Source organism: Caballeronia arvi (genome assembly GCF_001544695.2).
Taxonomy (GTDB): Bacteria; Pseudomonadota; Gammaproteobacteria; order Burkholderiales; family Burkholderiaceae; genus Caballeronia; species Caballeronia arvi.
In genome coordinates, this window is record NZ_FCOM02000014.1 from 96,796 (window position 1) to 122,425 (window position 25,630).

24 protein-coding genes are annotated in these 25,630 nt (G+C 61.4%); 15 read left to right on the top strand and 9 right to left on the bottom strand.

The genetic code is table 11. The features are described 5' to 3' along the window. Positions 1 to 334: 334 nt before the first annotated feature. From AWB74_RS18150 to AWB74_RS18170, 5 genes are all read left to right on the top strand, one after another. Complete coding sequence (locus AWB74_RS18150; RefSeq protein ID WP_061148123.1) at positions 335 to 1,804, top strand: PucR family transcriptional regulator; 1,470 nt, start codon at positions 335 to 337, stop codon at positions 1,802 to 1,804. A gap of 115 nt (positions 1,805 to 1,919) precedes the next feature. Beyond that, positions 1,920 to 3,320 carry an amino acid permease gene (locus AWB74_RS18155; RefSeq protein WP_061148124.1) on the top strand — a complete coding sequence of 467 codons (1,401 nt, stop codon included), beginning with the start codon at positions 1,920 to 1,922 and terminating at the stop codon, positions 3,318 to 3,320. Between the two features lie 42 nt (positions 3,321 to 3,362). After that, positions 3,363 to 4,745 (top strand): NAD(P)/FAD-dependent oxidoreductase, encoded by a 1,383-nt coding sequence (locus AWB74_RS18160; RefSeq protein WP_061148125.1) that lies wholly within the window; start codon positions 3,363 to 3,365, stop codon positions 4,743 to 4,745. 14 nt (positions 4,746 to 4,759) lie between these two features. Then, on the top strand, positions 4,760 to 5,110 hold the full coding sequence (locus AWB74_RS18165) for a cupin domain-containing protein (RefSeq protein WP_061148126.1): 351 nt from the start codon (positions 4,760 to 4,762) through the stop codon (positions 5,108 to 5,110). Between the two features lie 68 nt (positions 5,111 to 5,178). Then, positions 5,179 to 6,303, top strand: a complete 1,125-nt coding sequence (locus AWB74_RS18170; protein WP_061148127.1) for a branched-chain amino acid ABC transporter substrate-binding protein — start codon at positions 5,179 to 5,181, stop codon at positions 6,301 to 6,303. 51 nt (positions 6,304 to 6,354) lie between these two features. Here AWB74_RS18170 and AWB74_RS18175 read toward each other — a convergent pair whose 3' ends face one another. Together AWB74_RS18175 and AWB74_RS18180 are read right to left on the bottom strand one after the other, a co-directional pair. Further along, positions 6,355 to 7,002: a hypothetical protein gene (locus AWB74_RS18175; RefSeq protein ID WP_143749274.1), complete on the bottom strand. Its 648-nt coding sequence runs from the start codon at positions 7,000 to 7,002 to the stop codon at positions 6,355 to 6,357. Positions 7,003 to 7,171: 169 nt separating this feature from the next. Next, positions 7,172 to 8,389 carry an FAD-dependent monooxygenase gene (locus AWB74_RS18180; protein ID WP_061148129.1) on the bottom strand — a complete coding sequence of 406 codons (1,218 nt, stop codon included), beginning with the start codon at positions 8,387 to 8,389 and terminating at the stop codon, positions 7,172 to 7,174. Between the two features lie 173 nt (positions 8,390 to 8,562). On the opposite strand from AWB74_RS18180, the gene AWB74_RS18185 reads away from it, so the two are divergent. From AWB74_RS18185 to AWB74_RS18225, 9 genes are all read left to right on the top strand, one after another. Further along, on the top strand, positions 8,563 to 9,498 hold the full coding sequence (locus AWB74_RS18185; protein WP_061148130.1) for a LysR family transcriptional regulator: 936 nt from the start codon (positions 8,563 to 8,565) through the stop codon (positions 9,496 to 9,498). Positions 9,499 to 9,711: 213 nt separating this feature from the next. Then, complete coding sequence (locus tag AWB74_RS18190; protein ID WP_061148131.1) at positions 9,712 to 10,554, top strand: class II aldolase/adducin family protein; 843 nt, start codon at positions 9,712 to 9,714, stop codon at positions 10,552 to 10,554. A gap of 103 nt (positions 10,555 to 10,657) precedes the next feature. Continuing rightward, complete coding sequence (locus tag AWB74_RS18195; protein ID WP_061148183.1) at positions 10,658 to 11,974, top strand: MFS transporter; 1,317 nt, start codon at positions 10,658 to 10,660, stop codon at positions 11,972 to 11,974. Positions 11,975 to 12,132: 158 nt separating this feature from the next. Next, positions 12,133 to 13,680, top strand: coding sequence for a Rieske 2Fe-2S domain-containing protein (locus tag AWB74_RS18200; protein ID WP_061148132.1), 1,548 nt, complete (start codon positions 12,133 to 12,135; stop codon positions 13,678 to 13,680). Between the two features lie 84 nt (positions 13,681 to 13,764). Then, positions 13,765 to 14,763 carry a PDR/VanB family oxidoreductase gene (locus AWB74_RS18205; protein WP_061148133.1) on the top strand — a complete coding sequence of 333 codons (999 nt, stop codon included), beginning with the start codon at positions 13,765 to 13,767 and terminating at the stop codon, positions 14,761 to 14,763. Positions 14,764 to 14,809: 46 nt separating this feature from the next. Beyond that, complete coding sequence (ilvC, locus tag AWB74_RS18210; RefSeq protein ID WP_061148134.1) at positions 14,810 to 15,823, top strand: ketol-acid reductoisomerase; 1,014 nt, start codon at positions 14,810 to 14,812, stop codon at positions 15,821 to 15,823. Between the two features lie 16 nt (positions 15,824 to 15,839). Then, complete coding sequence (locus AWB74_RS18215) at positions 15,840 to 16,061, top strand: dodecin (RefSeq protein ID WP_061148135.1); 222 nt, start codon at positions 15,840 to 15,842, stop codon at positions 16,059 to 16,061. Positions 16,062 to 16,143: 82 nt separating this feature from the next. Further along, complete coding sequence (locus AWB74_RS18220; RefSeq protein ID WP_061148136.1) at positions 16,144 to 16,815, top strand: GntR family transcriptional regulator; 672 nt, start codon at positions 16,144 to 16,146, stop codon at positions 16,813 to 16,815. Between the two features lie 56 nt (positions 16,816 to 16,871). Continuing rightward, positions 16,872 to 17,780, top strand: coding sequence for a LysR substrate-binding domain-containing protein (locus tag AWB74_RS18225; RefSeq protein WP_061148137.1), 909 nt, complete (start codon positions 16,872 to 16,874; stop codon positions 17,778 to 17,780). A gap of 4 nt (positions 17,781 to 17,784) precedes the next feature. Here AWB74_RS18225 and catA read toward each other — a convergent pair whose 3' ends face one another. From catA to AWB74_RS18260, 7 genes are read right to left on the bottom strand one after another with little or no spacing between them, the layout of a single operon-like run. Further along, positions 17,785 to 18,693 carry a catechol 1,2-dioxygenase gene (catA, locus tag AWB74_RS18230; RefSeq protein ID WP_061148138.1) on the bottom strand — a complete coding sequence of 303 codons (909 nt, stop codon included), beginning with the start codon at positions 18,691 to 18,693 and terminating at the stop codon, positions 17,785 to 17,787. 19 nt (positions 18,694 to 18,712) lie between these two features. Next, positions 18,713 to 19,777, bottom strand: coding sequence for an NADH:ubiquinone reductase (Na(+)-transporting) subunit F (locus tag AWB74_RS18235; RefSeq protein WP_061148139.1), 1,065 nt, complete (start codon positions 19,775 to 19,777; stop codon positions 18,713 to 18,715). Positions 19,778 to 19,800: 23 nt separating this feature from the next. Beyond that, positions 19,801 to 20,163, bottom strand: coding sequence for a phenol hydroxylase subunit P4 (locus AWB74_RS18240; protein ID WP_061148140.1), 363 nt, complete (start codon positions 20,161 to 20,163; stop codon positions 19,801 to 19,803). Between the two features lie 23 nt (positions 20,164 to 20,186). Then, the gene (locus AWB74_RS18245) at positions 20,187 to 21,776 is read right to left on the bottom strand and encodes an aromatic/alkene/methane monooxygenase hydroxylase/oxygenase subunit alpha (RefSeq protein ID WP_061148141.1); all 1,590 of its coding nucleotides are present in this window, start codon (positions 21,774 to 21,776) and stop codon (positions 20,187 to 20,189) included. Positions 21,777 to 21,800: 24 nt separating this feature from the next. Next, positions 21,801 to 22,073 carry an MmoB/DmpM family protein gene (locus tag AWB74_RS18250; protein WP_061148142.1) on the bottom strand — a complete coding sequence of 91 codons (273 nt, stop codon included), beginning with the start codon at positions 22,071 to 22,073 and terminating at the stop codon, positions 21,801 to 21,803. Next, entirely contained in the window at positions 22,066 to 23,073 is a 1,008-nt protein-coding gene (locus AWB74_RS18255; RefSeq protein ID WP_061148143.1) for an aromatic/alkene monooxygenase hydroxylase subunit beta, read from the bottom strand. The genes AWB74_RS18250 and AWB74_RS18255 overlap by 8 nt, the downstream gene beginning before the upstream one ends. Positions 23,074 to 23,096: 23 nt before the next feature. Further along, a complete protein-coding gene (locus AWB74_RS18260; RefSeq protein ID WP_061148144.1) occupies positions 23,097 to 23,351 on the bottom strand; it encodes a phenol hydroxylase subunit in 255 nt (84 codons plus the stop codon). A 443-nt stretch (positions 23,352 to 23,794) separates the two neighbouring features. Here AWB74_RS18260 and AWB74_RS18265 point away from each other — a divergent pair, with 443 nt between their 5' ends. Next, a complete protein-coding gene (locus tag AWB74_RS18265; RefSeq protein WP_061148184.1) occupies positions 23,795 to 25,534 on the top strand; it encodes a sigma-54-dependent Fis family transcriptional regulator in 1,740 nt (579 codons plus the stop codon). Positions 25,535 to 25,630: the final 96 nt, after the last annotated feature.

Genomic DNA, 25,630 nt, shown 5'->3' on the forward strand with positions numbered 1-25,630 from the left:
CACGATAACGATGCCGCCCGCTGCATGATCCGAGACTGCGCGCCAGGCGCCCGAGTTGATCCCGGCGCCGAGCCCGCCGCAGCGGCAAGTCAAACCGTCCCCAACCGGAAGCCGCGCCGCCTGCGCTCCGCGCCGTGTCCCAGCTCAGCGCTTGCGGATGCGCTTCGCTTTCAGATCCCGTCAGGCTTTATCCCGCCCCCACGATAGTTCACACTTACGCCACGCCAGGACTTCTGAAGACTGGCGATGCCATGTCATGCCTGACCGGTTACAAGGTCGACGGCATGACGACGCGTTCCATTCATCCCCGCTATCTACCTACCAAGTGCGACCGATGATTACCGTGCAGGCGTTGCTCGATACCGAATCTCTGAAGCTGGCGGTCCTTGGCGGCGTCTCCGGACTGATGCGAACGATCAACTGGGCCCATGCCGTCGACCTTCCCGATCCCTGGAGATGGATTGCTGCCGGCAATCTGGTCATGACGACGGGTGTGGGCATGCCGCGCAACGCGTCGGACCAGGTGAGCTGGCTCGAGAAACTGGCCCATAGCAATGCCAGTGCATTGGTTGTCGCACGCCAGGCCGATGCGCCGGAGCTGTCGCGCGAGATGCTCGAAGCGGCAGACCGTCTCATGTTTCCCGTACTCGCAGCGAGCTTCGAGCTCGAATTCGTGCAGTTGTCGAGGCATGTGATCGAAAGTGTGCTGCAAGCGCAGCGCGACCGCTTCAGGGCCAGCGAACAACTGTTCGAAACATATGCGACGGCACTGCGCGAAGTGCCGGACATGGCCGGACGACTGACCGTTCTCTCGGACCGGTTGCGGCTCGGTCTCGCAATCGAAGATGCTGGCAGCGGCTCGATCATCGTTTCCTCGCGCGCCTTGCCGTCTTCCGATGAGACCCATCCGGGCTTCGTGGAACGCGTCGCCATCGGCGGCCGGGCGAGGGCGAATCTGGTCATTTGCCGCCGGGACGCGGAAGCCCTGCAAGACCCGCTGCTGGTGCGCTCTCTTCTCGGCCTGCTCGAGATCGAGCTGGAACGCATGATGATCGACCGCGACAACCTTCGAAAAGAAGGCGCGGCGCTTCTGCGCAGTCTGTTGCGCGGCGAGGCCGAGTTCTCCTTTCGTCCGGTTCTGGAGCGACGCGGGTTGACGGGAACGCTCGTCGTGCTCGCGGTCTCTCCAGGAAAGCAAGGGACGTGGAGCGTCGCAGAGATTCATCATGCGCCCGCTTTGCAGGCCCGCCCGCCGTTGCTGCTGGAAGACGACGTGCTGCTCGCGCTGGCTCAGGATGACGCCGACACGATCGAATGCCTGCGGCTCGATCTGGGCAAGGGCACGGTGCTCGGCATCAGCGGGCCGGTCACGGAGACAGCCGGCTTTCGCGAAAGCGTGCGACAGGCGCGCCTCGCGCTCGCACAGGCGCGTGAAGTCGGAACGGGCGTCGTGCGCTACGGTGAAATCGAAACCGGCACCATCACGATGCCGAGGTCGCTCGCCGAGGCGAGCGCGCTGGTGGGCCGCTATCTCGGTCCCGTGATCGAGTACGACCGCGTCCACGCGACCGCGCTGCTCACGACGCTCATGACCTTTCTTGAGAACGACGGCAACTGGAAATCCACCGCCTTCGACCTGGCGATTCATCGTCAGACGCTTGTCTATCGCCTGAAGCAGATCGAGCAGCTGAGTGGCGTCAAATCGACCACCACCGACGGCATCACCCGGCTGTGGCTGGCCATTCAGGCGGGGAAGGCTGCCAATCTGCTGTCGGATGATCTATCGAAATCTTCGGATCGATAGTCATACATTTGTACAAAAGCCGGTCTCCGAGCCGGAATTTTGCGCATGGTTTTGCCGGCTCATATTGCTTTTAATGGAGGTCACAAAAGACAAATCGTTTCCAGGAGACAACCTCATGCCTGTCCAGACGGAGCTCGATCCGCGGCTGAAACACGCCCTCAAAACCCGGCATATCAGCATGCTGGCGCTCGGAGGCGTGATCGGCGCTGGCTTGTTCGTAGGCTCTAGCGCAGTCATTGCGTCGACGGGCCCCGGCGCGTTCATCACCTATGCCATCACAGGGTTGATCGTCGCGCTGATCATGCGCATGTTGGGCGAAATGGCCGCGGCGCAACCGATGAAGGGTTCATTCGTCGATTACGCGCGCCTCGCTTATGGCGATATCGCCGGTTATGCGATGGGCTGGCTCTACTGGTATTTCTGGGTGATCGTGGTCGGCTTCGAGGCCGTCGTAGGCGGGCAGACCATCCATGCATGGTTTCCTGCCATTCCCGTCTGGATCATCTCGCTAGGGCTGATGGTCATGATGACGGCACTGAATCTGTTGTCCGTCAAGTCATTCGGAGAAGCCGAATACTGGTTTGCGGGCGTCAAGATCATCGCCATCGCCGCTTTTCTGATCATTGCGGGCGCCTACGTCTTCCATGTCTGGCCAGCATCGACGGCGACGTTCTCCAACCTCACCGCACACGGTGGCTTCTTTCCCAAAGGCGTGGGCAAGCTGTTCACGGGCGTCGTGGTCGTGATCTTCTCGATGACCGGCGTGGAAGTCGCCACCATCGCGGCGGCGGAATCCGAGCACCCCGAGCGCAACGTCCGCCGTGCAGTCAACACGGTGATGGCCCGCATCCTGGTCTTCTTCGTTCTCTCAGCGTTCTTCATCGTCGTGGCTCAGCCGTGGACGGACATCGTGCCGGGCAAATCCCCGTTCGTGGCGACGCTCGAGAGGATCGGCATTCCGGGTGCCGCAACCGTATTGACAGCCGTCATCCTCGTGGCCGTGCTGTCCGTGCTCAACGCCGGACTCTATACATCGTCGCGTCTGCTTCTGGTCCTCAGTTCCAACAACGAGGCGCCGAAGTGGCTGGGACGTGTCAATGGCCGTGGCGTGCCTGCACGGGGCGTGATCGCTTCGACGGTAGTCGGCTACGGATGTGTGGTGATCGCAGCGCTCTGGCCCGACACGGTCTTCCTGTTCCTGATCAACTCGTCGGGTGCGGTGTTTCTGTTCGTCTATCTGATGATCTGTCTGTCGCAACTCAGGCTGAGGAGCGAGTGGGAACGTCGGGGCCTGCTGAAGCTCCGGATGTGGGGCCATCCGTGGCTGCCGCTCCTCGTGACCGTCACCATCGTCGCCGTACTGGTCAGCATGGCGCTCGATCCGAAGAGCCAGATCAGCCTTCTTCAAAGCGTCATCGCGCTGATCGTCATCCTGGCCTCGTACCCGGTGTTCTGCGTCAAGGGCAAGCGCAAGCAGGCGCGGACCGCGACGCCATCGGTGGCAAATCGGACATGACGTGGGAATCGGAACAAGAACCTGGATTGGTAGGAGAGAGGGATGCCATCGGCACAAGAACTGACGCAACTTCCGAACCGCCCGCTGTGGCATGAACATTTGCGCGCGCGCGAAACGCTGGAGCGGGAAGAGCAGGCCGATGTCGTCATCGTCGGCGCAGGTTATACGGGGCTATGGACTGCGTACTATCTGCTGAAGGCGCAGCCGTCGCTGAACGTCGTTCTACTGGAGCGGGAAACGGTCGGCTTCGGCGCTTCGGGCCGCAACGGCGGCTGGGCGTCGGCGATATTTCCGATCTCGCTCGAACGCGTGGCGCACATGTATTCGCACGCCGCGGCATTGCATCTGCAGGCAGCGATGAACGAGACCGTGAACGAAATCGGGCGTGTGCTCGATCTCGAAGGCATCGATGCTGATTATGCAAAGCAAGGTTTTCTTTCGCTTGCACGCAGCCGGCCGCAGTTCGATCGAATTCAAGCCTCGGTCGATGCATCGGTTCGCTTTGGATTGCCGGATCAATGGCGCGCGCTCGATGCAAAGGAAGCTTCGATGCGGATCGGCGCCGAGCGTGTGCTGGGCGGCATTTATACCGAGCATTGCGCGCTGATTCATCCCGGCAAGCTGGTGCGTGGACTGGGAGCCGTCGTGGAAGCAATGGGCGCGCGAATCTTCGAGAAGACGGCCGCGCTGCACATCGCGCCTGGAAAGGTGAGCACGGCGCACGGTGGCGTCAAGGCGAGGACGGTGGTGCGTGCAACCGAGGCATTTTCCTGCCAGTTGCCGTCGAACAGCCGCTCCGTCATTCCGCTTTATTCGCTGGTGCTGGCGACAGAGCCTCTGCCGCAGGCGCTTCGTCAACGGCTGAGGCTCGATCATCGCCTGGCGTTCAATGACATGCGCCACCTGAGGGTGTACGGACAGGTGACGGCGGAAGGCCGGTTGGTGTTTGGCGGTCGCGGCGCGCCTTACCGCTTCGGCTCCAGAATCGCACCCGAGGATGAACTGGTCGACAAGGTGCATGCCAACATCCACGCCGCGATGCTCGAGTTCTTCCCCGATCTCGCCGATGCCCGCATCACGCATCGCTGGGGCGGCGCGCTGGGGGTGTCGCGGGACTGGTGTCCGACCGTGAGTATGGACAAGGACGCGCGCATCGCCTGGGCGGGAAACTACGTCGGCGATGGCGTCGCCACGAGCAACCTGGCGGGCCGCATCCTGCGCAATCTGATTCTCGATCGCGAAGAAGAGATCAACCGGTTGCCTGTCGTGAACCATCGCTCGCCGGCCTGGGAGCCGGAGCCTTTTCGCTGGATCGGCATCAATGGCGGTCTCACGGCGGCGGGCTTCAGTGATTTCGAAGAACGTGTAACCAACCAACCATCGCGTACAGCACGGGTTCTCGAAAAGCTGACCGGTGCTCATTGAAAAAGGAGTGATACATGGCGAAGTTCACCATCGTCAAAGCCGCCGATATTGCTTCGGCCCGACTCGCCTCAGCCGGCCAGCGCGCCGGGGCCGATAGCGGCGATCCCCAGATTGCCGTCAAGTCTGTTGCGCCGGAGGCGGTCGGCAATCTGGGCATATGGGAATGTCAGCCAGGCGGCTGGCCGGTAATCAACCGCCCCGATACGGAGTTCACGTACATCATTTCCGGCCGCGCCAGGCTCACCGATGACTCGACGGGCGAGGTGACCGAAATCACCGGTGGGGACCTCGTCATCCTGCCGCTCGGATGGACGGGGCGCTGGGATGTACTCGAACCCGTTCGCAAGATCTACGCTATTTATTAACGCGATGCACGCCGTCGGCACAGACGGCACGGCATCTATCACACCGACCTGTTGTCTGGAGACGAAGCATGCATAAATTGATTTCGCTTGGCGTGACAGCCTGCGCAGCGGTCACGCTGACGCTGCCGGCAATGGCACAGGAAGTCGTCGTGATCGGACACTCGGCCCCGCTCACGGGACCGCAAGCGGCGAACGGCAAGGACAATGAAAACGGCGCGCGAATGGCCGTTGACGAACTCAATAAGCAAGGCGTGCTGGTAGCGGGCAAGAAGGTCACTTTCAAACTGGAGTCGCAAGATGATCAGGCCGACCCCAAAACCGGCGTTCAGATTGCGCAGATTCTCGTTGACCGCAATGTCGTCGCTGTTCTGGGGCCGTACAACTCGGGCGTGGCTATTCCCGCGTCTCGCGTTTATAACAATGCAGGGGTTCCGCTCCTGCCTGTGGCTTCGAATCCCGCGATCACGAAGCAAGGCTTCAAGAACATCTTCCGGATCGGCGCCAGCGACGCCCAGCTCGGCGGGACGATGGGAGACTTTGCGGCGAAGGAGTTGAAGGCGAAGACGGTTGCGATCATCGACGACCGTTCTGCCTATGGACAGGGCATCGCGGAACAGTTCGAGGAATCAGCCAAGGCGAACGGCCTCGAAATCATCGACAAGCAATTCACCAACGGCCAGGCGACCGATTTCCTTGGCGTCCTCACGGCGCTGAAAGCGAAGAACCCCGATGTCATTTTCTTCGGTGGCTACGCATCTCAAGCTGCGCCGATGGTCAAACAGATGCGGCAGCGCGGTCTGAAAGCGAAGCTGCTTGGAGGAGATGCCATCTGTACAGCCGATATGGGCAGAGTGGCAGGCGATGCGGCCTCGATTGTCTACTGCTCCCAGGGTGGAACCGCCCTGGACCGGACCGAGGAAGGCAGAGAATTCATCAAGAAGTACAAAGACACTTATCACATCGACATGCAAGTCTATGCGGTCAATTACTACGATGGCGTCAAGATGTTGGCCGACGCCATGTCGAAGGCGGCGACGACGACCGACAAAAGCAAGCTGATCGCGCAACTGGCGAAGGAACAATACAAGGGGATAGCCGGCACGTATTCCTTCGATGCCGAGGGGAATCTGAAGGGCGCGCCGACAACCGTGTATGTCATTCGAAACGGCTTGCCCGTTCCTTATGTCAGGTAAGCGGCGACGTCACGGAAAGACGTGATCTCGATCCGCGTAACCTGCGGCCAATCAGCCACTGGAACCGATGCGTTCACACGTATGCTTCGGCGTCCAGTCGTCGGCAGGCGACCCACGGGGCATCGTCGCATCCATCAGGATGAGCACCAGCCAGTGTCCCCGCTCCTTGCCGATTCCGGTAAGGAGCATCGGTTCGCCGGGAGGAACGACTACGGGCGGCGCGCCCGGCCGGCCGATCTGTTCGCCGTGTGGCGTTTCGAGACACTGTGCGCCACTGAGAACAAACCAGGCTTCGGTGCCGGGATGCCGATGGATCGTCGACTGCATGCCGGGTTTGAAGTCTCCTTCCATGTAGGTGGCCATCAGGGACCGGGCCTGGGGAAGCGCCAAAGGACCGACATCGGCGATATGTTCGCCCGCCGATGAAGCCCGAGACTTGCCCGCGATGGTGAAGAGCCAGACGTGCCCGAGGATCTCGACGACCGTTCCATTGGTTTGTCTAGCAGCTTCCGCGGATGCGCGGCTCGGAAAACGATCGATATGCCAATAGATCGGACCGCTTGGCAGTTCCTGAAGGTGCTGCTCCGCATGGACGAAGCATCCGAATTCGGTCGTTCGTTCGCTCACGGGAATGCAGGTTCCGCCGGTTTGCGCGAGCAGATCGCGCGGCGCTGCCAGACTCAACAGCGCAACGCTCACCACGCTCGATACGCCGGCAACCGCGTTGATGAATCCTCTCCGGCGTGACAGGAATGCATCCATCGCGGTCTCCATCGAAAGAATCGCGTGTCCGTCTGCCGTCTCAATCATAGACGGGCATATCGCTTTCGCAAGCAAAGACATCGGCCGATGCCCGCGAGCGCGCAATTCAAAGCCACGTACCGCCCTGGCGTTCAGTCGGCTCTTGCTCCAGAGCGTCGAAATCGTGAATCCAGTCCAGGTGATTCATCAGGCTCTCGCGCCCACGAAGGCGGGCGTTGCGGGCCTGCGCTTCGGGTCCGTCCGGCAGATGCAGCACGTCAGCCGTCGTGATCGAAGCGTATTGCACCTTGCGCGTACGACCGCGCCGCAAGCGCTCGTAGGCCTCCTGCGCCTCGCGCCAGCGACCCGGGCCTGCCTTAGCCAGTTGCGCGGCCAGTACCACCGCATCTTCGATCGACTGATTGGCGCCCTGGCCGTGGTGCGGCACGAGCGCATGCGCGGCATCGCCGATGAGCGTCACGCGCCCCTTGCTCCAGCGCCCGAGCGGGGGGCGATGGAACAAACCCCAGCGCTGGCTGATGGGCACCGCGGTGATCATCTGCACCACCGCCGGATGCCAGTTCTTGAATAGCCGCATCTGCTCACCTTCGCTCGCGGGCGCGACCCATTCGCGCGACGGCCACGGCGAAGGATGACGCTCGACGAGCAGAAAGTTCTGATCGCCTTTATCGCCGATCGGATAATGAAGCAGATGGCCCTGTGGCCCGACCCAGAACTGAATGGCCTCGGGATCGGGCAGCAGATCCATGCGTTCGGCCGGCACCACGCCGCGAAAGCCTGAGCAGCCCGAATACAGGGCATCGTCGTAGCCGAGCATCCAGCGCCGCGTGATCGAGCGCGCTCCGTCCGCACCGATGACCAGATCGGCGTCGATCTGTCGACCGTTGGCGAAACTCAGGCTCACACGATCCGGATGCTGCACGAGATCGGTCAGCCGATGGCTCAGATTGATGCGCTCCCGGCCGACCGCGTTCGACAGCACGGCCTGCAGGTCCGCGCGATGCACGCCCCAATAGGACCCTCCGAACTGCTGGCGATAGCTCGGTTCGCCGCGATGCGCGCCGATGACATCGCCGCTGCGCCCGTCCCGATAGATCAGCGCGGGAATTTCGGCGCACACCGCGTCGAAGGCCGCGCGCAGTCCCATGCGCTCGTAGAACCGCGTTGCATTCGCCGACAGCGCGACCGCCGCACCGACCTCGCGAAGCTCGTCGGTCTGCTCGTAGAGCTGCGCGTCGACGCCACGTTCTCGCAGTGCGAGCGCGAGCGTGAGCCCGCCGATGCCCGCACCGATGATTGCGATCTTCAGGTCCAACTGTCCCATGAGGTGTCTCCAGTGTTCAGACTGTGTGTTTGAGTCGGCGCGGCACGCTTGCTGTGCTGACAGTCGGATGCGTGGGGCCTTGTCTGAATTCTCGTCACTGATCGTCCATTCCACAATAAAATGGCGTGAATCCGCGTCATCACTGAAATCAATGAGCCTGGGATATCCGCGCCATGAACCTGAGCGATGTCGATCTGAATCTGCTGCTGCTTTTTCAACGCCTGATGCAGGAACGGCGCGTATCGACGGTGGCCGAGCAGATGAACATGAGTCAGCCGGGCGTGAGCAACGCGCTCGCCAAACTGCGTCGGCGGCTCGGCGATCCGCTGTTCGTGCGCGGGCCGGGCGGCGTGGTGCCCACGCCGTTCGCGTTGCGCCTGGCAGAGCCGGTGACTCATGCGCTCGCGATCCTGCACGCCGCACTCAATCCCGAGACGGGGTTCGATCCGCTGCGCGCCACACGCACGATAACGATCGGCATGACCGATATCGGCGAAGTCGTCTTTCTGCCCGCACTCGTCGAACGACTCTCGCGCGAGGCGCCGGGCATCGCGCTCAATACCGTGCGCGACACGACCGTCGATCTGAGCAACGAGATGGCCGAGGGCCGGGTCGATCTCGCCATCGGCCTGCTGCCGCAACTCAAGGGCGGTTTCTATCAGCGCCGCCTGTTCGATCAGCGGTATGTCTGCCTTTTCAGGCGCGGCCATGCGCTCGAAGACGCGCCGCTCACGCTCGCTGCGTGGCGTGAAGCCGAGCATCTGGTGGTGGTGTCCGCCGGCACCGGGCACGGTCAGGTGGACGACTGGCTGAAACGGCGAGGCGTGCAGCGCCGCGTGCGTTTGACGGTGCCGCACTTCATGAGCGTCGGCTACATCCTGCAACGCACGGATCTGATCGCCACGGTGCCGGAGCGACTGGCCTTGCAACTTGCAGCGCCGTTCTCACTGAGCCTGCGCGCTTTGCCCTCGACCTTGCCCGCCGCGCCGATCCATTTGCTCTGGCACGCGCGAGTCCACCAGGACGAAGGCAATCGTTGGCTGCGCGGGATGGTGATCGACCTCTTCGCGGACTCTGCGAAAGAGACGCGCAAGACGAAGACCGTGTGAGACAGTGCGTCAATGTGCTGCGACGCGCGCTCATCGTTTCCACCGATACATGACGCTGACTCATGCGCGAATGAACAACTGTCGTTTGTCACGACCCGACGCGCCGCTCAAGATGGTGTCATCGACGAGCCGGAATCAACCGGTTCTGAGCAGCCCCCAACAGACGTATCGAAGGGCTGCATCGTCTAACCACCATCACAGGAGCGAAACCCCATGTCCAGCGAAGTCATTGAAAAGCCGCAGTCGATCGTCAAACCGGGCAAGACCTCGATTTATGAACCCGACCAGGAAGGCCTGATTTATCCCGCGGTGCCCGAGTTCAATAACATGGCCGAGCATCGCCAGTATCTGAAGGAACGTCTGGTTGCGGCTTGCCGCGCGTTCGCGCTCCAGGGTTACGACTATGGCTTCGCCGGCCACCTGACGGTGCGCGATCCGGAGAACCCGAGCCTCTACTGGACGAATCCGATGGCGGTGCATTTCTCGCAAGTGAAGTTGTCGAACCTCATCTGTGCGGACCATGAAGGCATCGTCGTCGAAGGGGACTATGCGCTCAATCGCGCCGGCTTCGTTCTGCATGCGGCCGTCCACGAACAGCATCAGGATATCGTCGCCATGTGTCACGCGCACACGACGTACGGAACGGCCTTCGCGGCGCTCGGCAAGCCGCTCGCGCCGATCACGCAGGATGCGTGCGCGTTCTTCGAAGACCATGTCGTGATCGGCGACGAGGCGGGCAAGGTCGCCGTCGAAGTGAAGGGCGGCAACAAGGTCGCGAATGCGTTCAAGGGCGTGAAGGCCGCGATCCACCAGAATCACGGACTGCTCACGGCGAGCCGTCATAGCATCGAGTCGGCCGCGTTCTGGTTCATCGCGCTCGAGCGCTGCTGCCAGCAACAGTTGATGATCGACGCGACCGGCATCACGCCGAAGCTCGTGCCCGAAGATCGCGCGCGCTACAGCCGCGAGCACGTCGGCAGCGACTACATCGGCTGGCTGCATTTCCAGACCATCTGGACCGACCTCGTGGCGACCCAGCCGGACATGTTCGACTGATCGGTCGAGGCAGGCCCGGCACAAGTCCGCCGAAGCGAAGTGTTGGCGAAAAGAACGCATGAGCGTCGACGCCTTCACTGCTATTCAAAACAGGAGACACATGATGAGTTCCCCCAGTCAGGCCGCATTCTTTGCAACCGACGAAACCTCCACGTATGGCAAGGTCATGTGGCGGATTTTGCCGTTTCTATTTATTTGTTATCTATTCGCCTATCTCGATCGGATCAACGTCGCATTCGCGAAGCTGCAAATGCTGAAGGATCTCGGATTCAGCGATGCGGTTTATGGACTCGGCGCGAGTGTGTTTTTCGTCGGATATCTGCTATTCGAGGTTCCCAGTAATCTGCTTTTACTGCGAGTAGGCGCAAGACGCTGGATCGCGCGAATCATGGTCACGTGGGGCGCGCTTTCCGCGTGCATGCTTTTCGTCAAATCCCCGACCAGCTTCTACATCATGCGGTTCTTGCTGGGCGTCGCTGAAGCAGGGTTTATTCCGGCGATTCTTTTGTATCTGACGTATTGGTTCCCGGCTTCCCGGCGCAGCAAAGTCACCGCGCTTTTTCTGACAGGCATTCCGATGTCGGGCGTGCTGGGCGGGCCGATTTCCGGCTGGATCATGACGCGTCTCTCGGGTTCGTACGGATTGAGCGGATGGCAATGGCTCTTTTTGCTGGAAGGCGTTCCGACAGTCATACTCGGCGTCGTCGCATTCTTTTATCTCGACGATAAAGTCAAGGACGCGAACTGGCTGACGGATTCGCAGAAGCAAATGATCGAGCGCAATCTGAGCGACGAAACCCCCGAGCACAGCCTGCATTCTGTCCGAGACGGTTTGATCAATCCCAAGATTCTTCTGCTCAGCGCGATTTACTTCTTTTTCACGATGGGCCTGTACGGCGTGAGTTTCTGGTTGCCGACGCTGATCAAAGCCAGCGGCGTATCGAGCCCGATGAATATCGGTTTGCTGACGGCGATACCGTATGGCGCGGCGGTAGTCGCCATGATCTTCGTCAGCCGAACCTCCGATGCGAGCGGTGAACGTCGCTGGCACCTCGCCATTCCAGGACTGGTCGGGGCTGCGGGACTGGTTTTCAGCGTGATGTACGCCAATTCGACGGCGCTTGCCATGATCGCGCTGACGGTCGGCACGATGGGCGTCATGACGACGATCTCGCAATTCTGGGTGTTGCCACCGGCAATCTTCAGCGGCGCCGCTGCTGCCGCGGGACTCGCCCTGGCGAATTCGGTGGGAAGCATCTCGGGTGTAGTGAGTCCGTCGCTGATCGGGTTCGTCCAAACCGCGACAGGCAACACAGGCAACGCCGTGCTCGCACTGGCAGCGAGCCTCGTGATCGGCAGTGTTCTCGTGTTCACCGTGCCCGCGAAGCTCGTCAATTCTTCCCGCAAGACGCGCAACTGAACCGTCCCCTCGGACGGAGGCCGTTACGAAGGGCTTTGGGCGTGCCTGAACTAGTGTTTACCCATAAAGACACTGCCCAAATTTGAGCCTAATCTTTGGATACAGAGTTCGGACCACAGAATGCCGTACTCAGATTCCCACATTGAAAGGAGCAGGACATGAGCGTCAAGTGCGAAAAGGTCGAGGGTCAGAAGAGCGCCGGCGGCGCACCGACGGTGAAGAAGCTGATTCCGTACGGTGGTTACTACGCGAGCAAGGTGCCCGGCCACGACCCCGAGCTGACCGAGACGGGTCCGGGCACGCCGATGGGCGAATACATGCGCGCCTTCTGGCATCCGGTGTGCATGTCGATGGAGCTCACCGACACGCCGCGCTTTCTGAAGATCCTCGGAGAAGAGCTGGTCGCCTTCCGCGACGGCAGTGGCGCGGTCGGTGTTCTGCACGCTCATTGCGTGCATCGTGGCGCATCGCTCGAATACGGAAAGATTCTCGACAAGGGCATTCAGTGCTGCTATCACGGCATGGTGTTCGATGTCGACGGCTCGTGCCTGCACGTACCTTTTCCGAAGGGCGAAGAAAAGGAAGCCGAGAAATACGCCTGCTCCATTCAGCAAGGCGCTTACAAGGCCGTCGAGCGCAACGGGCTCGTCTTCGCCTATATGGGACCGCCCGACGCCGAGCCGCCGTTCCCGGAGTGGGAGGGTGATTTCACGGTCGCCCCCGGCGATGAACTCGTTCCCTACAGCAACTTCCAGCACTGCAACTGGCTGCAAGTGCAGGACAACGCGGCAGACAACTTCCACCCGACCGCCCTGCACGCCGCGAAGAACGTGGTGAATGGAAAATTCCAGGAGACCACGTTCGACGAGGTCGGCGCTGCATCGATGGAAGTCGCGCCGGACATGCAGTTCGTTCCGGTGCAAGGCGGCCGAAGCCTGGCCTGCGCGGGTGCGCGCCGTGTCGATGACGACCGGCTCTTCGTCCGGGTGCAGCATCAGGTGTTGCCCAATCTGAGCCTGCATGCCTACACGTCCGAAGACGGCAAAAAGAAGAAGCTGTTCAGCCGCTTCCACATCATCCGCTGGACCGTGCCCGTCGACGATGAAAACAGCAAGATGATCGGCTGGCGCGTCATGGGCCCCGGCATCGACACGCGTGGCATCGGGAAGAAGGAACTGGTGGGCTACGAGAGCATCGACTTTCTCGATGGTCAGGTCGCCATGCGTCGTCCGGAGCGCTTCGGTAAGTACAAGATCGACGAGCTGGTTCCGATTCCCTCGAACCATCGCGAGCGGGCGAACTACAAGGATGCGCAGCATGCGCCGGGCGATTACGAAGCGATCATCAGCCAGCGTCCGATCGCCGTTCATGCGCTCGAGAATCCCACCAAGTTCGATGCGGGCGTCTACCAGTTCCGCAAACTGCTTCGCGATGCGGTGCGCGGGACGAACGCCGCTGCGTCAGCACAAGGCTTTGCGCAATGGTTGCGGGACAACGCCGGCGCGCCGAACAGCTTCTGTACCGGCAATGTCTTCGACATTCCGATCGGTGCAACGGTCGAGGGCGAGGTCGCGCAACGCCGTGCCGTCACCAAGAAGGTCGTCGCCATCCTCGCCGAAAGCGAAAGCCTCAATCTGAAGGGGCAGGAGCGTGCCGATTTCGTGCGCGCGAAGCTGGATGAGATGGAGCAATCGACCAGGGGGTAAGCAGGCACGGGCGGAGCGGGTGGGCCTTGCCTTAACCGCCCGGTTGAACCTCAGCTTCATTGACAGCAGCAGACAGGAACAGAAATGGACACCGTAATGGAAGAGCCGAATCCCACGAAGACGACGCTGAAGCTTCTGGTCAAGCAAATCCGATTCGAGGGAAAAGGAATCAACTCTTACGAACTGGTTGACCCTGAAGGCGAGGATCTGCCTCCGTTCGACGCAGGCGCGCATATCGATATCTATGTCGGCGATGGCCTGATCCGGCAATATTCCCTGTGCAATTCGCCAGGCGATCGCAAGCGCTACGTCATCGCCGTGCTGCGCGACGAGAGCGGACGGGGCGGCTCGAAAGCCGTTCACGACAAGATCCGCGTGCAGGATATCGTGAAGATCAGCGAGCCACGGAATCACTTTCATCTGATTCAGGATGCGCGGAGAGTGATCCTCATTGCCGGCGGCATCGGCGTGACGCCGTTGAAGGCGATGGCGCACGAACTCGAAGCGAGTGGCATCGACTTCGAGATGCACTACTGCGCGAAGGAGTTCGCGTATGCGGCCTTCACCGCCGAACTCGAAGCGCTGAGAGATCGCGGGAAGCTCCATTACCACTTCGATGGCGGTCAACCCGGCGCCGGCCTCGACATCGGTCGCTTGCTGAGCGAACCGAGACCCGGAACGCACGTGTACTACTGCGGCCCCGGCGGCTTCATGAAAGCGTGTGCGGATGCGTCCGCCCATTGGCCGGCAGGCAGCGTTCATTTCGAGCACTTCAAGGCGCCCGCGCGGCCGGTCAGCGAGAGAGAAGCGTCTGACGCTGCGGGCGACTTCAGCGTGAAGATCGCCAGTTCGGGCCAGGTGATTCCTGTCCAGCGGGATCAGAGTATCGCCGATGCCCTGAGCGCCGCGGGCGTTACCGTCGAGACATCGTGCTGCGCCGGATTATGCGCGACCTGCAAGGTCCGCTATCTGGAGGGCGAAGTCGAGCACAACGACTTCATCCTGAGCGACGAGGCAAAGACGGAGTACCTCACGACATGCGTGTCGAGAGCGACGAGCAAGGAACTGGTACTCGACCTGTGAGGTTTCTGTGGTGGTGGGTCAGTTCAAAATCAAAGGCGATGTTTAAATGAAAGTCTTCTACGATAAAGACGCGGATTTGACGCTGTTGAAAGACAAGAAGGTTGCAGTCATCGGATACGGCTCGCAAGGTCATGCGCACGCGCTCAACCTGAGAGATAGCGGCATCGATGTGATCGTCGGATTGCGCGAAGGTCCGTCGTGGTCGAAGGCCGAAAACGCGGGACTTAAGGTGAGCGCCATCGGCGATGCCGTAGAGGATGCCGATATCATCATGCTGCTGCTGCCCGATGAGCATATCGCCGATGTCTACCAAAAGGAGGTGGCTCGGCGGGCGAAGCAAGGCGCTGCATTGGGCTTCGCGCACGGCTTCAACATCCACTATGGACAAGTAGCGCCGCGCGCAGACCTCGATGTGATCATGATCGCGCCGAAAGCACCCGGCCACACTGTCCGAAGCACCTATGCCGAAGGCGGCGGCGTGCCCCATTTGATCGCGGTCGCACAGGATGCGTCCGGTACGGCACGCGCAATCGCATTGGCCTACGCCGTGGCTACGGGCGGCGGTCGCGCGGGCATCATCGAGACCACCTTTCGAGAGGAGACTGAAACGGATCTCTTCGGGGAGCAGACGGTGCTCTGCGGTGGCACCGTCGATCTGATCAAGGCCGGCTTCGAGGTCCTGGTCGAAGCAGGTTATGCGCCTGAAATGGCGTACTTCGAGTGCCTGCATGAACTCAAGCTGATCGTCGATCTCATCTACGAGGGAGGCATCGGCAATATGAACTACGGCATCTCGAACAATGCCGAGTTCGGCGAGTATGAAACGGGACCGCGCATCGTCACAGCGGAGACCAAAGCAGCGATGAAACAGGTGCTCCGCGATATCCAGACGGGTGAATATGCAAAGCGCTTCATCCTCGAGAATCGCGCGGGCGCACCGACCCTGGCGGCACGTCGACGGTTGATGGCGGAGCACCCGATCGAAACGGTGGGCGCTCAGTTGCGTTCGATGATGCCGTGGATCGCGAAGAATGCTTTGGTGGACAAGTCGCGCAACTAGAGTCCTGGAGGACATCATGTCTGAACATGTGTACAAGCTGATTGAATTGACGGGTTCATCGCCGACTTCGAGCGATGACGCGGTGCGCGTAGCGTTGACCAAGGCATCGACGACCCTGCGGCACCTCCATTGGTTCGAAGTCGTGGAGACGCGCGGTCAGATCGAAGACGGAAAGGTCATGCATTGGCAGGTGACCGTCAAAGTCGGGATGCGCATCGAGCACGTCTCGGATGACTAGAGAAAGGGGCTACGCCAGCGACTATTGCATGTGCTAGCGCACGGCGATATGCTGGAGTATTCAGTATCCAAAGAGCACAATCATGGCCGCAACTCTGGTCAGGCTTCAGGCCCGCACCGACTATGTCGATGAAGTGTACAAGGTCCTGCTGGACGCGATCAGCGATGGATCGCTTCCACCCGGAAGCCGGATTACGCAGGAGGAAATCGCGGAGCAGCTCGCCGTTTCTCGCTCGCCGGTTCTCCAGGCGCTGCGTCTGCTGAAGAAGGATGGTCTGGTCAGGGACGCGCCCGGACGTGGGCTGCTGGTTGCACCGCTGGACCCCGAGTGGATCAGTCACCTCTATGAGATCAGGGGAGCGCTGGATTCTCTCGCGGCGCGTCTCGCTGCCCAGAAGCGCTGGAAGATCGATCCGCAGATCATGGCGAACGGGCGGAAGGTGGCGAAGGGGCGGGATGTGAGCGCGATGATCGAAGCCGACGTGGCGTTCCATTTCTCCATTTACGCTGCATCGGGAAATCCATTGATCGCGGAGACCGCCCGTTCGCATTGGGTTCATCTTCGGCGGGTCATGGGGGCGGTGCTGCAATCATCGACCCAACGCAAGTCCATCTGGGACGAGCATGCGGGAATCGCGTCCGCCATCGCCGATGGCGACGAGGCGCTGGCAATGGAACTCAGCGAGCGCCACGTTCGGATGGCGCGCGAGAACCTCATCCCAAGAGTTGAGGAGGCCCTCGCGCACCAAAACTAGACTGTTAAGTCGGATGCCGCCGCGTCGGCGTTCGACACGCCACGAGAGTTGCAACGATGAGGCGGATCCCGAATTTCGTGTTGCTGCGCGCCTTCGAGGCGGCGGCGCGTCTGCAAAGCTTCACGCTTGCTGCAGAAGAACTGCATCTGACGCAATCTGCGATCAGTCATCAGGTCAAAGAGCTCGAAGAGTATTTCGGCCGCAAGCTCTTCCATCGGCGGAATCGGCGAGTCGAGCTGACGCAGGAAGCATTGCGGCTGCAGGAAAGTCTCGGCCGTGTCTTCGATGTGATTGAGGCAGCGTGCGGCGACGTGGCGCTTTCCCCGAAGGCGCAAGTTCTGGTGGTCCACTGCGCGCCGAGTTTCGCGGCGAAATGGCTTGGCCCGCGACTGCCCGAGTTCATGCGAGACCATCCCGACGTAACGATTCGGCTGTCATCGAGCGCCGAGGCAATCGATCTCACGCAGCTCCAGGACGTGGATGTCGCCATCTCATACGGTTACGCTCTGGAGCGTCCCGGCATCACCACGATCCCTATGGGCCAGGAGCGCATCGTTCCTCTCTGCTCGCCCGCGCTGGTCAGCAGCGGCGCATCGCTGATGGAATTCATGGCATCCGCGACGCTCATCGATTCGCAGTTGAGCCGTGTCACCTGGCCCCACTGGTTCGTTCTGAACGGCATCCCCATCCCGACGCAGCCAAGACCTTCCTTCGACAGAGCCGCGCTGGTGCTTTCGGCCGCAGTCGATGGCATGGGCGTCGCGCTCGAGTCGGTCAGGCTCGCGGAGCGTGAGCTCGCGCGAGGCGATCTGATCGAACTCGGCAGCGATGTCTTTCGACCCCTTGCGCGGGAAACCCATTTCTTCTCCTATCGAATGAGCGATAAGAACGTGGAGAAGGTAACGAGTTTCCGTCGCTGGCTATGGGAGAAGGCGGGACTCGAGGCCGTTGCAGTATCTCCGTAAAAGCTCAGGCCGCGGCGCGCGCCCGTTGCACCTCCGCCGTCGGCACGTCGCCGCGCTCGCGCGAGAGCGTGAAATCGAAGTCGATCAGCGCGAACATGCCCTCCACGCCGTATGGCCTGCCATCCGTCCCTTCGGCCTTCTTCAGTTCCGGCACGAGGCCCTCGCGCGTGGCGAACGCGAAATCGTCCCACAGATACGGATCGCCTTCGATGTTGATCTGCGTCGTGAGCTTGCGATAACCCGGCGATGACACGAAGAAGTGAATATGCGCGGGCCGGTGTCCATGTCTGCCGAGCTGATCGAGCAACTGCTCGGTCTTGCCGCCCGGCGGCACGCTGTACCCGACCGGCACGACGCTGCGGAAACTGTAGTTTCCTTGCGCGTCGGTACGGATCGTGCCGCGTAGATTGAACGCGGGTTGCGATTTGTCGAAGTGCGAGTAATTCCCCAGATGGTTCGCGTGCCACACTTCGACGAGCGCGTTCGCGAGCGGTTTGCCGTCGTCGCCGAGCACGCGGCCGCGCATCACGAGCGTCTGACCGGGATCGTTGCCGCTGTCGATGCGCGCATGGCCTTCCGATTCCGGCGCACCGGCGACATATAGCGGACCTTCGATCGTGCGCGGCGTGCCGCCTTCGAGTCCCGCCTTCTGCTCTGCTTCGTCGAGCCGCAGGTCGAGAAAATGCTCGAAGCCGAGCCCTGCCGCGATCAGACCGAACTCGCCGCGCTGCCCCGTCTCGGTCAGAAAGTTGAGCGCGGTCCAGAACTCGTTGGGCGTGACATCGAGATCCTCGATCGTATGAAAAAGGTCGCGGACGATGCGGTTGACGATGGCCTTCGTGCGCGGATTCCCTTCGCTCGTCGCGCTGTCGTCGATTTTATGGAGGAGGGCATCGATCGTATCGTGGTTCATTGCGTGTCTCCGTTGAGGTTCAGATCGATTTGAACAGCGGGCTCTTTGCGAGCGCATCGGCGCCGTCGGCGCTGGTGAGGAACTTCTCGGTATAGATGTCGCGTTCGAAAAGCTGGCCTTGCATGAGGGTGCGGATGGCGGCTTCGATCATCATGGGCGGCCCGCACAGATACGCCTTGTGCCCGCGAAACACGCCGTCGAAATGCGCTTTCGCCGCGTCGTGCACGAATCCGCGAAAGCCTTCCCATGAGGAGTCCGCAGGTTCGTCGGAAAGCGCGGGCACGTAGGTGAAATTCGCGTGCTCGCCCTGCAGCCGCTGAAAGAGGCCGTGGTAGTACAGCTCCGCGCGATTGCGCGCGCCATAGACGAGCGTGATCTGCCGCGCGTCGTTCTCTTCCAGCATGTCGATCAGCATCGACTTCGGGCTCGACAGGCCCGATCCGCCTGCGATGAGGATCACGGGTTGCGGGTCCGACTTGCGCACGAAGAAGCGTCCATATGGGCCGCTGAAGCGAATCTCGTCGCCCGACCTGATCTGTTCGTGCAGATAGCCCGTGCCCTTGCCGCCGGGCACGCGCCGCACGTTCAGTTCGATCACGGTGCGAGAACCCGGCTTGTCCGCGAGCGAGAACGCACGCGGCATATCCTCACCCGGAATGTGCACATTCACGTACTGCCCCGCCTGAAACTCGATGCCGTTGTCCTCCAGTTCGACGAAGATGCCCTTGATCGTCGGCGTGAGATCGATCATCTCCTTCACGCGGCCCGTGTAATCGCGCACGGGGAAATGCCGTGCGTCCTCGTCTTCGTCGATATCGGCTTCGATCGTCAGGTCCGATTGCGCCGTTGCACAGCACGCGAGGCACTTGCGCTCGTCGCGCTCGAAGTCCATCAGCGCGAACGGCGACGCCGGTCCGTGTTCGATCTCGCCGTCCACCACCTGCACCTTGCAGGTCGCGCACAGGCCGTGACAGCACGCGTGCGGCAGCCATACGCCGGCGCGCATGCACGCATCGAGAATGGTCTGGTCGTCCTCGATCTCGATCGTCTGCCCGATGGGCTCGATGGTCAGTTGATAGCTCATCGCATCTTCTCCTTCATCGTCGTCTAGCTGCGCGATCCGCCGATGCCGTTCAGGCCCGGCGTGCGGAAGCGGATCACCGCCTTGTGGCCGAGACCGTTCTCGCCGATCGACTTGTCGAAGTCGGGCGTGAACGGCGCCCCCGATCTGAACCACTCGGCGGCGTTCATATCGACGCTTCGCCAGTCGGGATGCTGCGAATACATCGACGGGAGCAGTTCGTCGATCAACGCCCTGAACGGCGTCGACGCCTCGACAGGTATGCAATGCGGCGCGCAGAACATCAGGTGATCTTCCCAGCCGACGAAGAGCAACTGCTTGCCGTGAAAGTTCTCGACACGGTCCCGGATCTCGCCGGCGTAACCTTCCTTCAGTGCGATGACTGACATGATTCGTCTCCTGTGTTTTGTGCTTACGCCGCTTTCTGCTGTGCTTCAGGGGCTTCCTCGCCACCGTGGCTCGGCTTGCCCGTCCAGCGCAGCCAGTTGCTGCGGTCGGGCGAGTCTTCGAACTCGTGGCCGTCTTCGCCAGCGTGGATGTGGTAGTAGCGCAGCACTTCGCGCATCGGATCGAAGTCGGGTGCGGCCGGATCGACATCGTCGGCGAAGCAGTTGCCCTGATAGATCTGCTGCACCGGCATCCATGCCTGCACATACTTTTCCGGTTCGTTGTCGAAGATGTCCTTACAGCCGTCCGAGCAGAAATGGAACTTGTTGCCGAGGTAATCGCTTTCGCGATAGCAGATCTTCGTCGGGTCGTCGGGCTCGGTGAAGGCCATCGGGATCTGACACGTCTGACACAGCATCGGCAGCGTGTTGTTATAAAAGCGCCGGCCTGCTTTCTGCTCTTCGCGCCAGTATTCGAGGCGCGGGCGATAGATCTTGTCGAAGGTGGCAGGATACTTTTCCGCGAGCCACTGCATTTCGTCTTCGGAAGGAACCCACGTGTGCAGCGCCGCCGCGTGCGTGTAGTTGTAGAAGATGCCCCACGCCTCGTGCGAGAGGCGGTCCTTTTCCTTCATCGCGACTTCGTGATACTTCGGCATACGGATGCCATAGCGTTCGAGGTCATGGAACAGCGCGCCGCCGTTCTTCTCGAAGTAGGTTTCCCATGCCTCCTGCCACGACATGATCCGCTTGGGCAGCATGTAGTCCATCATCATCGCGACGAGCGTGAGCAGGCGATAGCCGCGCCAGAACCATTTGTCGATCCATTTCTGGATGATCGGCACGTTGCCGGGGTCCTGTTCCAGCAGGAACTTCACGACTTCGAGCCCGAGGGTCATGTGGCGCGATTCGTCGGACTGCGCGGAGAAGCCGAACGTGACCGTCGCCATGTCGCCGTTGAAGGCCGCGCCGGACATGAACGGCATGAACAGCAGGTTGGTCAGCACGTATTCGAACGAGAACGAGATCGCCGTCACGAACTCGAACGGCCCGGCGCTCATCGCATCCTCGAAATACGACTTCGGCACCGACAGGTACCACACGCGATCGTGCATGTGCCTGAAGTCGTGAAAGCCGTTGAAGTACTTGTTGTAGTGGCTGATCGTATGCACCTGCGTCTGCGCGTGCCGAAGCTCGTCGATCGCCTGCATCTGGCACGCGATGCGCGCGCCCGCGCCACGGAAGTTGCGCCCCGCGAGCGCGAAGCCGCGATGCGCCGCATATTCGAGCGGGCTCACACCGGTCAGAAAGAGCTTGAGCGCGTTGATGTAGCGCGGGTCCGTGACATTGAACTGGCCGTTGTTCTGCTGGAACGCATCGATGATCGCGTAGAGCTTGCGTTCCTTCTCGCCCTGATATTTCCAGTAGGCGTCCATCGTGAGGCGGAACGGGTCTTCCCACTTGTCCCAGTCATGCACCTTGATGCCTTCGAAGCGGTCGTAGGGGAACACTTCGTCCATCGGCTGATAGGTGGTTTCCCAGCCGAGGCCGCGTGTGAGCATCGCGTAGTTTTCCTTGATGCTCAGTTTCTTCGGGGCAGGTTGCTGTGTGCTCATTTGCTCGTCTCCTTGAGTCGCCGCTCAGGCTTTCCATTCGATGATGAATTCGTCGTCGGTTTCGTCGATGTTGCCGCTCAGCGAAATCAGATTCAGTTGCAGCTCACGCAGGTCGAAGTCGCGGCCGATGATCGCTTCGATCGATTCGCGCCGGATCACGAGCTTGCCGACGGCGTCGATCTTGACCATCGCCGGGAATGCGTTGACGACGGCGTGCGGGTTGTCCGCTTCGATGGCCTCGATGATCGGCCGCGAATCGTCGTTTGCCTGGAATGCGATGAAGACGGAATCAGCCATGACTCACCTCCACGCCCTGTTTGGCCACGCGCGCATCGAAGGCCTGTGCGACTGCTTCGAGCGCGTGATGCGCGTCGTCATCGAGGCCGGCTAGCGCAAGCGGCTTGAGCGCTTCGAGGACCACGCCTCGCCACTTCGCCACCCACTGCGCGAGCAAGGCCGCATTGGCCGGCGATTCGGCCGCCGCGGTCTTGATGGTGGCATCGACCCAGCGGCTGGTTTCGTCGAACCATGTGCTCGCGAACTCGTTGAGCATGCCGAGACCCGGACCGTGCAGGCGCGAGAAGCGCTCGTCGATATGCCGGTACACGAGCGGATAGAGCAGGCCATCGAGCACGACGTTTTGCGCAACGAAGGTCTCGAACCAGTCACGTACGACCATCGTGTCTTCCACGATGCGCCGCAGCCCTTGCCACATCGGATCGTTCATCCAGCGCGTCTTGCCTTCGGCGAGTGACGTGCCCTGATTGCCGTCCAGTGCAAGCCCGATGCGCGACAGGTACTGCGCGATGCCGAGCCGGTCCATGCAATGGAACATCGTCGCCTGCGTGATGGCCGTGCCCCAGCCGTAGCCGGTCACGAAGCAGTTGTTGGTGTTCGCCGCCCATTCGACGTGACGCAGCGGCACCATGATCGATGCGATGTGCGCCTTCGCATCGTCGGAGAGATCGGTGAGCAGGCGGCGCTTCGCGACGAACTCGAGGTTCTTCTCCATCGTCTCCTGCTGCTTCGCGCGGGCGGTCGTGTAGGCGCCGTAGTAGTACTGACGCGGGTCCTTGAACGCGTACCAGTCTTTCATCACGATGCCCGTGCGGCCCTTGTCATACAGCTCGAATTCCGGCTGCCACAGCGGACGATAATGAAAGTTGACCTCGGGCTGAAGGTCGAAGGTCGCTTCCTGATAGCGGGATGCGGGCTTGTCCGCGCCGAGGCGCCGCGCGACATGCGAGAAGGTCTGCCGCACCTGCTCGACCGCTGAAGTCTTGATGTCGATCTGCATTCGTCACTCCTTGGGTATGGGGATCATTCAGAGAGGCCGGGCTGTCCGTACCGCCATTTCAACTCTTCGAAATCGAGCAGCTCGCCTTCGTCGCGCGTGAGATGGATCACGCGATGCGTTCGGCAGAACGACTGGTATTCGCGCAAGGGCATCACGAGTTCGACGCTTAAGCCCGGATCGCCGATGGAGAAATCGAACTCGACGAAGCCGTCGTTTCGTTGCTCCCTGAACCGGACATAGCGGCGCGTGATGTCGAAGGCGCGCGCGGATGTTTGCATCGCTGTCTCCTGTCTTTGGTGTCTATCGCCGGTTCCGTTCGATGAATGAATTGATCGAGAACCGGTGTGCGCACCCTATAAGGCAACTCGTATGCCAATCGATGCACGCAGGCGGTCGGATTGCGTCGATGCAGCGCGGCCAAAGCTTTGTGGGAAGGGGCTGCCGCGGCCTTGAACATGTTTCGGACGCACGCGGGCACGGTCCACGCGGCGGCCGGGCGACTTGATGAAATGCTCGAAAAGCCCGTGACCCGACCTGATCAAATCCGTATCAGGGAACGCACTAGTAGCCGATTCAGCCGGGCTTGCAAGCGAGGCGGCGGAGCATTGCGCGACGCGCGCACATCGCCTATCGTGGCGTCATGAAAACGGTCAGGCAGACGGAGACACGAGCAATGCCACGTCGCGAGAAAGCGCCTTCGAAGGCGCAAGACGGCATGTCGATGGTTGCGCCGAAGGGCGGACCCGTCGACAGCCTGCGTTATCCCGACATCGCGGATCTGATGTCGCGGCTGCACTTCTCGCCGGGCGATGGCCGCATCTGGCTCGACGAGCAGCGCATGCTGCTCATGCATACCGGCGCGATGGGAACGATGCGGCGCGAGCTGATCGAAAGCCTCGGCCTCGATGCGGCGCGCGGGCTGCTCACGCGCATGGGCTACAACTCCGGCGCGCGCGATGCCGAACTCGCGCGCCGTGTGCGCCCGGAAAACAGCATCACCGAAATGTTCGCGGTCGGCCCGCAGTTGCACATGCTCGAAGGCATGACGATGGTCGAGCCGGTGCGCCTCGAAATCGATGTCGAGCGCGGCAAGTACTACGGCGAGTTCATCTGGAAGAACTGCGCGGAAGACGAGGAGCACGTGCGCATCTACGGCATCGGCGCGGAGCCGGTGTGCTGGACGCAGCTCGGTTATGCCGCGGGTTATACGAGCGTGTTCATGGGCCGCCCGATTCTCTATCGCGAGGTGGAATGCCGCGCGCTCGGACAGGCGCATTGCCGCATCATCGGCAAGCCGGTCGAGGAGTGGGGCGAGGAAGCCGCCGACGATCTGCGCTTCATGCGCGCGCAGAACTTCACACAGGGGCTTGCCGCGACCGCCACCGGAGGTGAGGGCGCGTTCGGCGACGAGAACATGGTCGGCGCTTCGCCGGGATTCAATGCGGTGTGCCACATGATCAGGCGCGTCGCGGGCACGCGTGCGACCGTGCTGTTCCTCGGCGAGAGCGGCGTCGGCAAGGAAGTGTGCGCCCGCACGCTGCACCGGATCAGCAAACGCGCCGAAGGCCCGTTCGTCGCCGTGAACTGCGCGGCGATTCCGGAGGCGCTCGTCGAGTCGGAGCTCTTCGGCGTCGACAAAGGCGGCTTCACCGATGCCACGCAGAGCCGCGCCGGGCGCTTCGAACGCGCGCATGGCGGCACGCTCTTTCTCGACGAAATCGGCATTCTCAGCATGACCGCGCAAGGCAAGCTGCTGCGGGCGTTGCAGGAAGGCGAAATCGAACGCGTGGGCGGCACCGAGACGCGGCGCGTGGACGTGCGCGTGGTCGCCGCAACCAATCTCGATCTGCGCGACGAGATTCGCGCGGGGCGCTTTCGCGAAGACCTGTACTTCCGCCTGAACGTGTTCCCGATTCGCGTGCCGTCACTGCGCGAGCGGCGCGAGGACTTGCCCGTGCTGCTCAACCACATGCTGCGCAAGTATCGCGAACGGCACGAGCGCAATGTCACCGGCTTCACGCCGCGCGCGCTCGATGCGCTCCTGAACTACAGCTGGCCGGGCAATATCCGCGAATTGGAAAACATCGTGGAGCGGGGCGTGATTCTCGCGAACGATGGCGGCGCGATCGATATCGGTCATCTCTTCACGAGCGGCGAGACGGTTGAGACCGAAAGTTTCGGCATTGGCGACGATGGCACGCTCATGGCGTCGGGCGCGCTGTCGTCGCGGCAAGGCGATGCGGGCGGCGATGAAGTCGAGCGAGTGACGCGCAAGGTGAACAGCCTCTTGCTGGGCATCGCCGGCGATGTGGAGCCGACTTCGCTCGACGACATCGAGACCGCGCTGCTGAAGAGCGCGGTGCAGCGGGCCGAAGGAAACCTGTCGGCAGCGGCGCGCACGCTCGGCATCACGCGGCCTCAGCTGGTTTATCGGCTCAAGAGCCGGGGATTGAGAGTCTGATTCTCAATTCGCAATACACATCCTGATCTCAGGGTAAACCGCAGAATCGCGATTAATTCTTGGATATAGTTGGCGTACGGAGTATATTCGAGACAA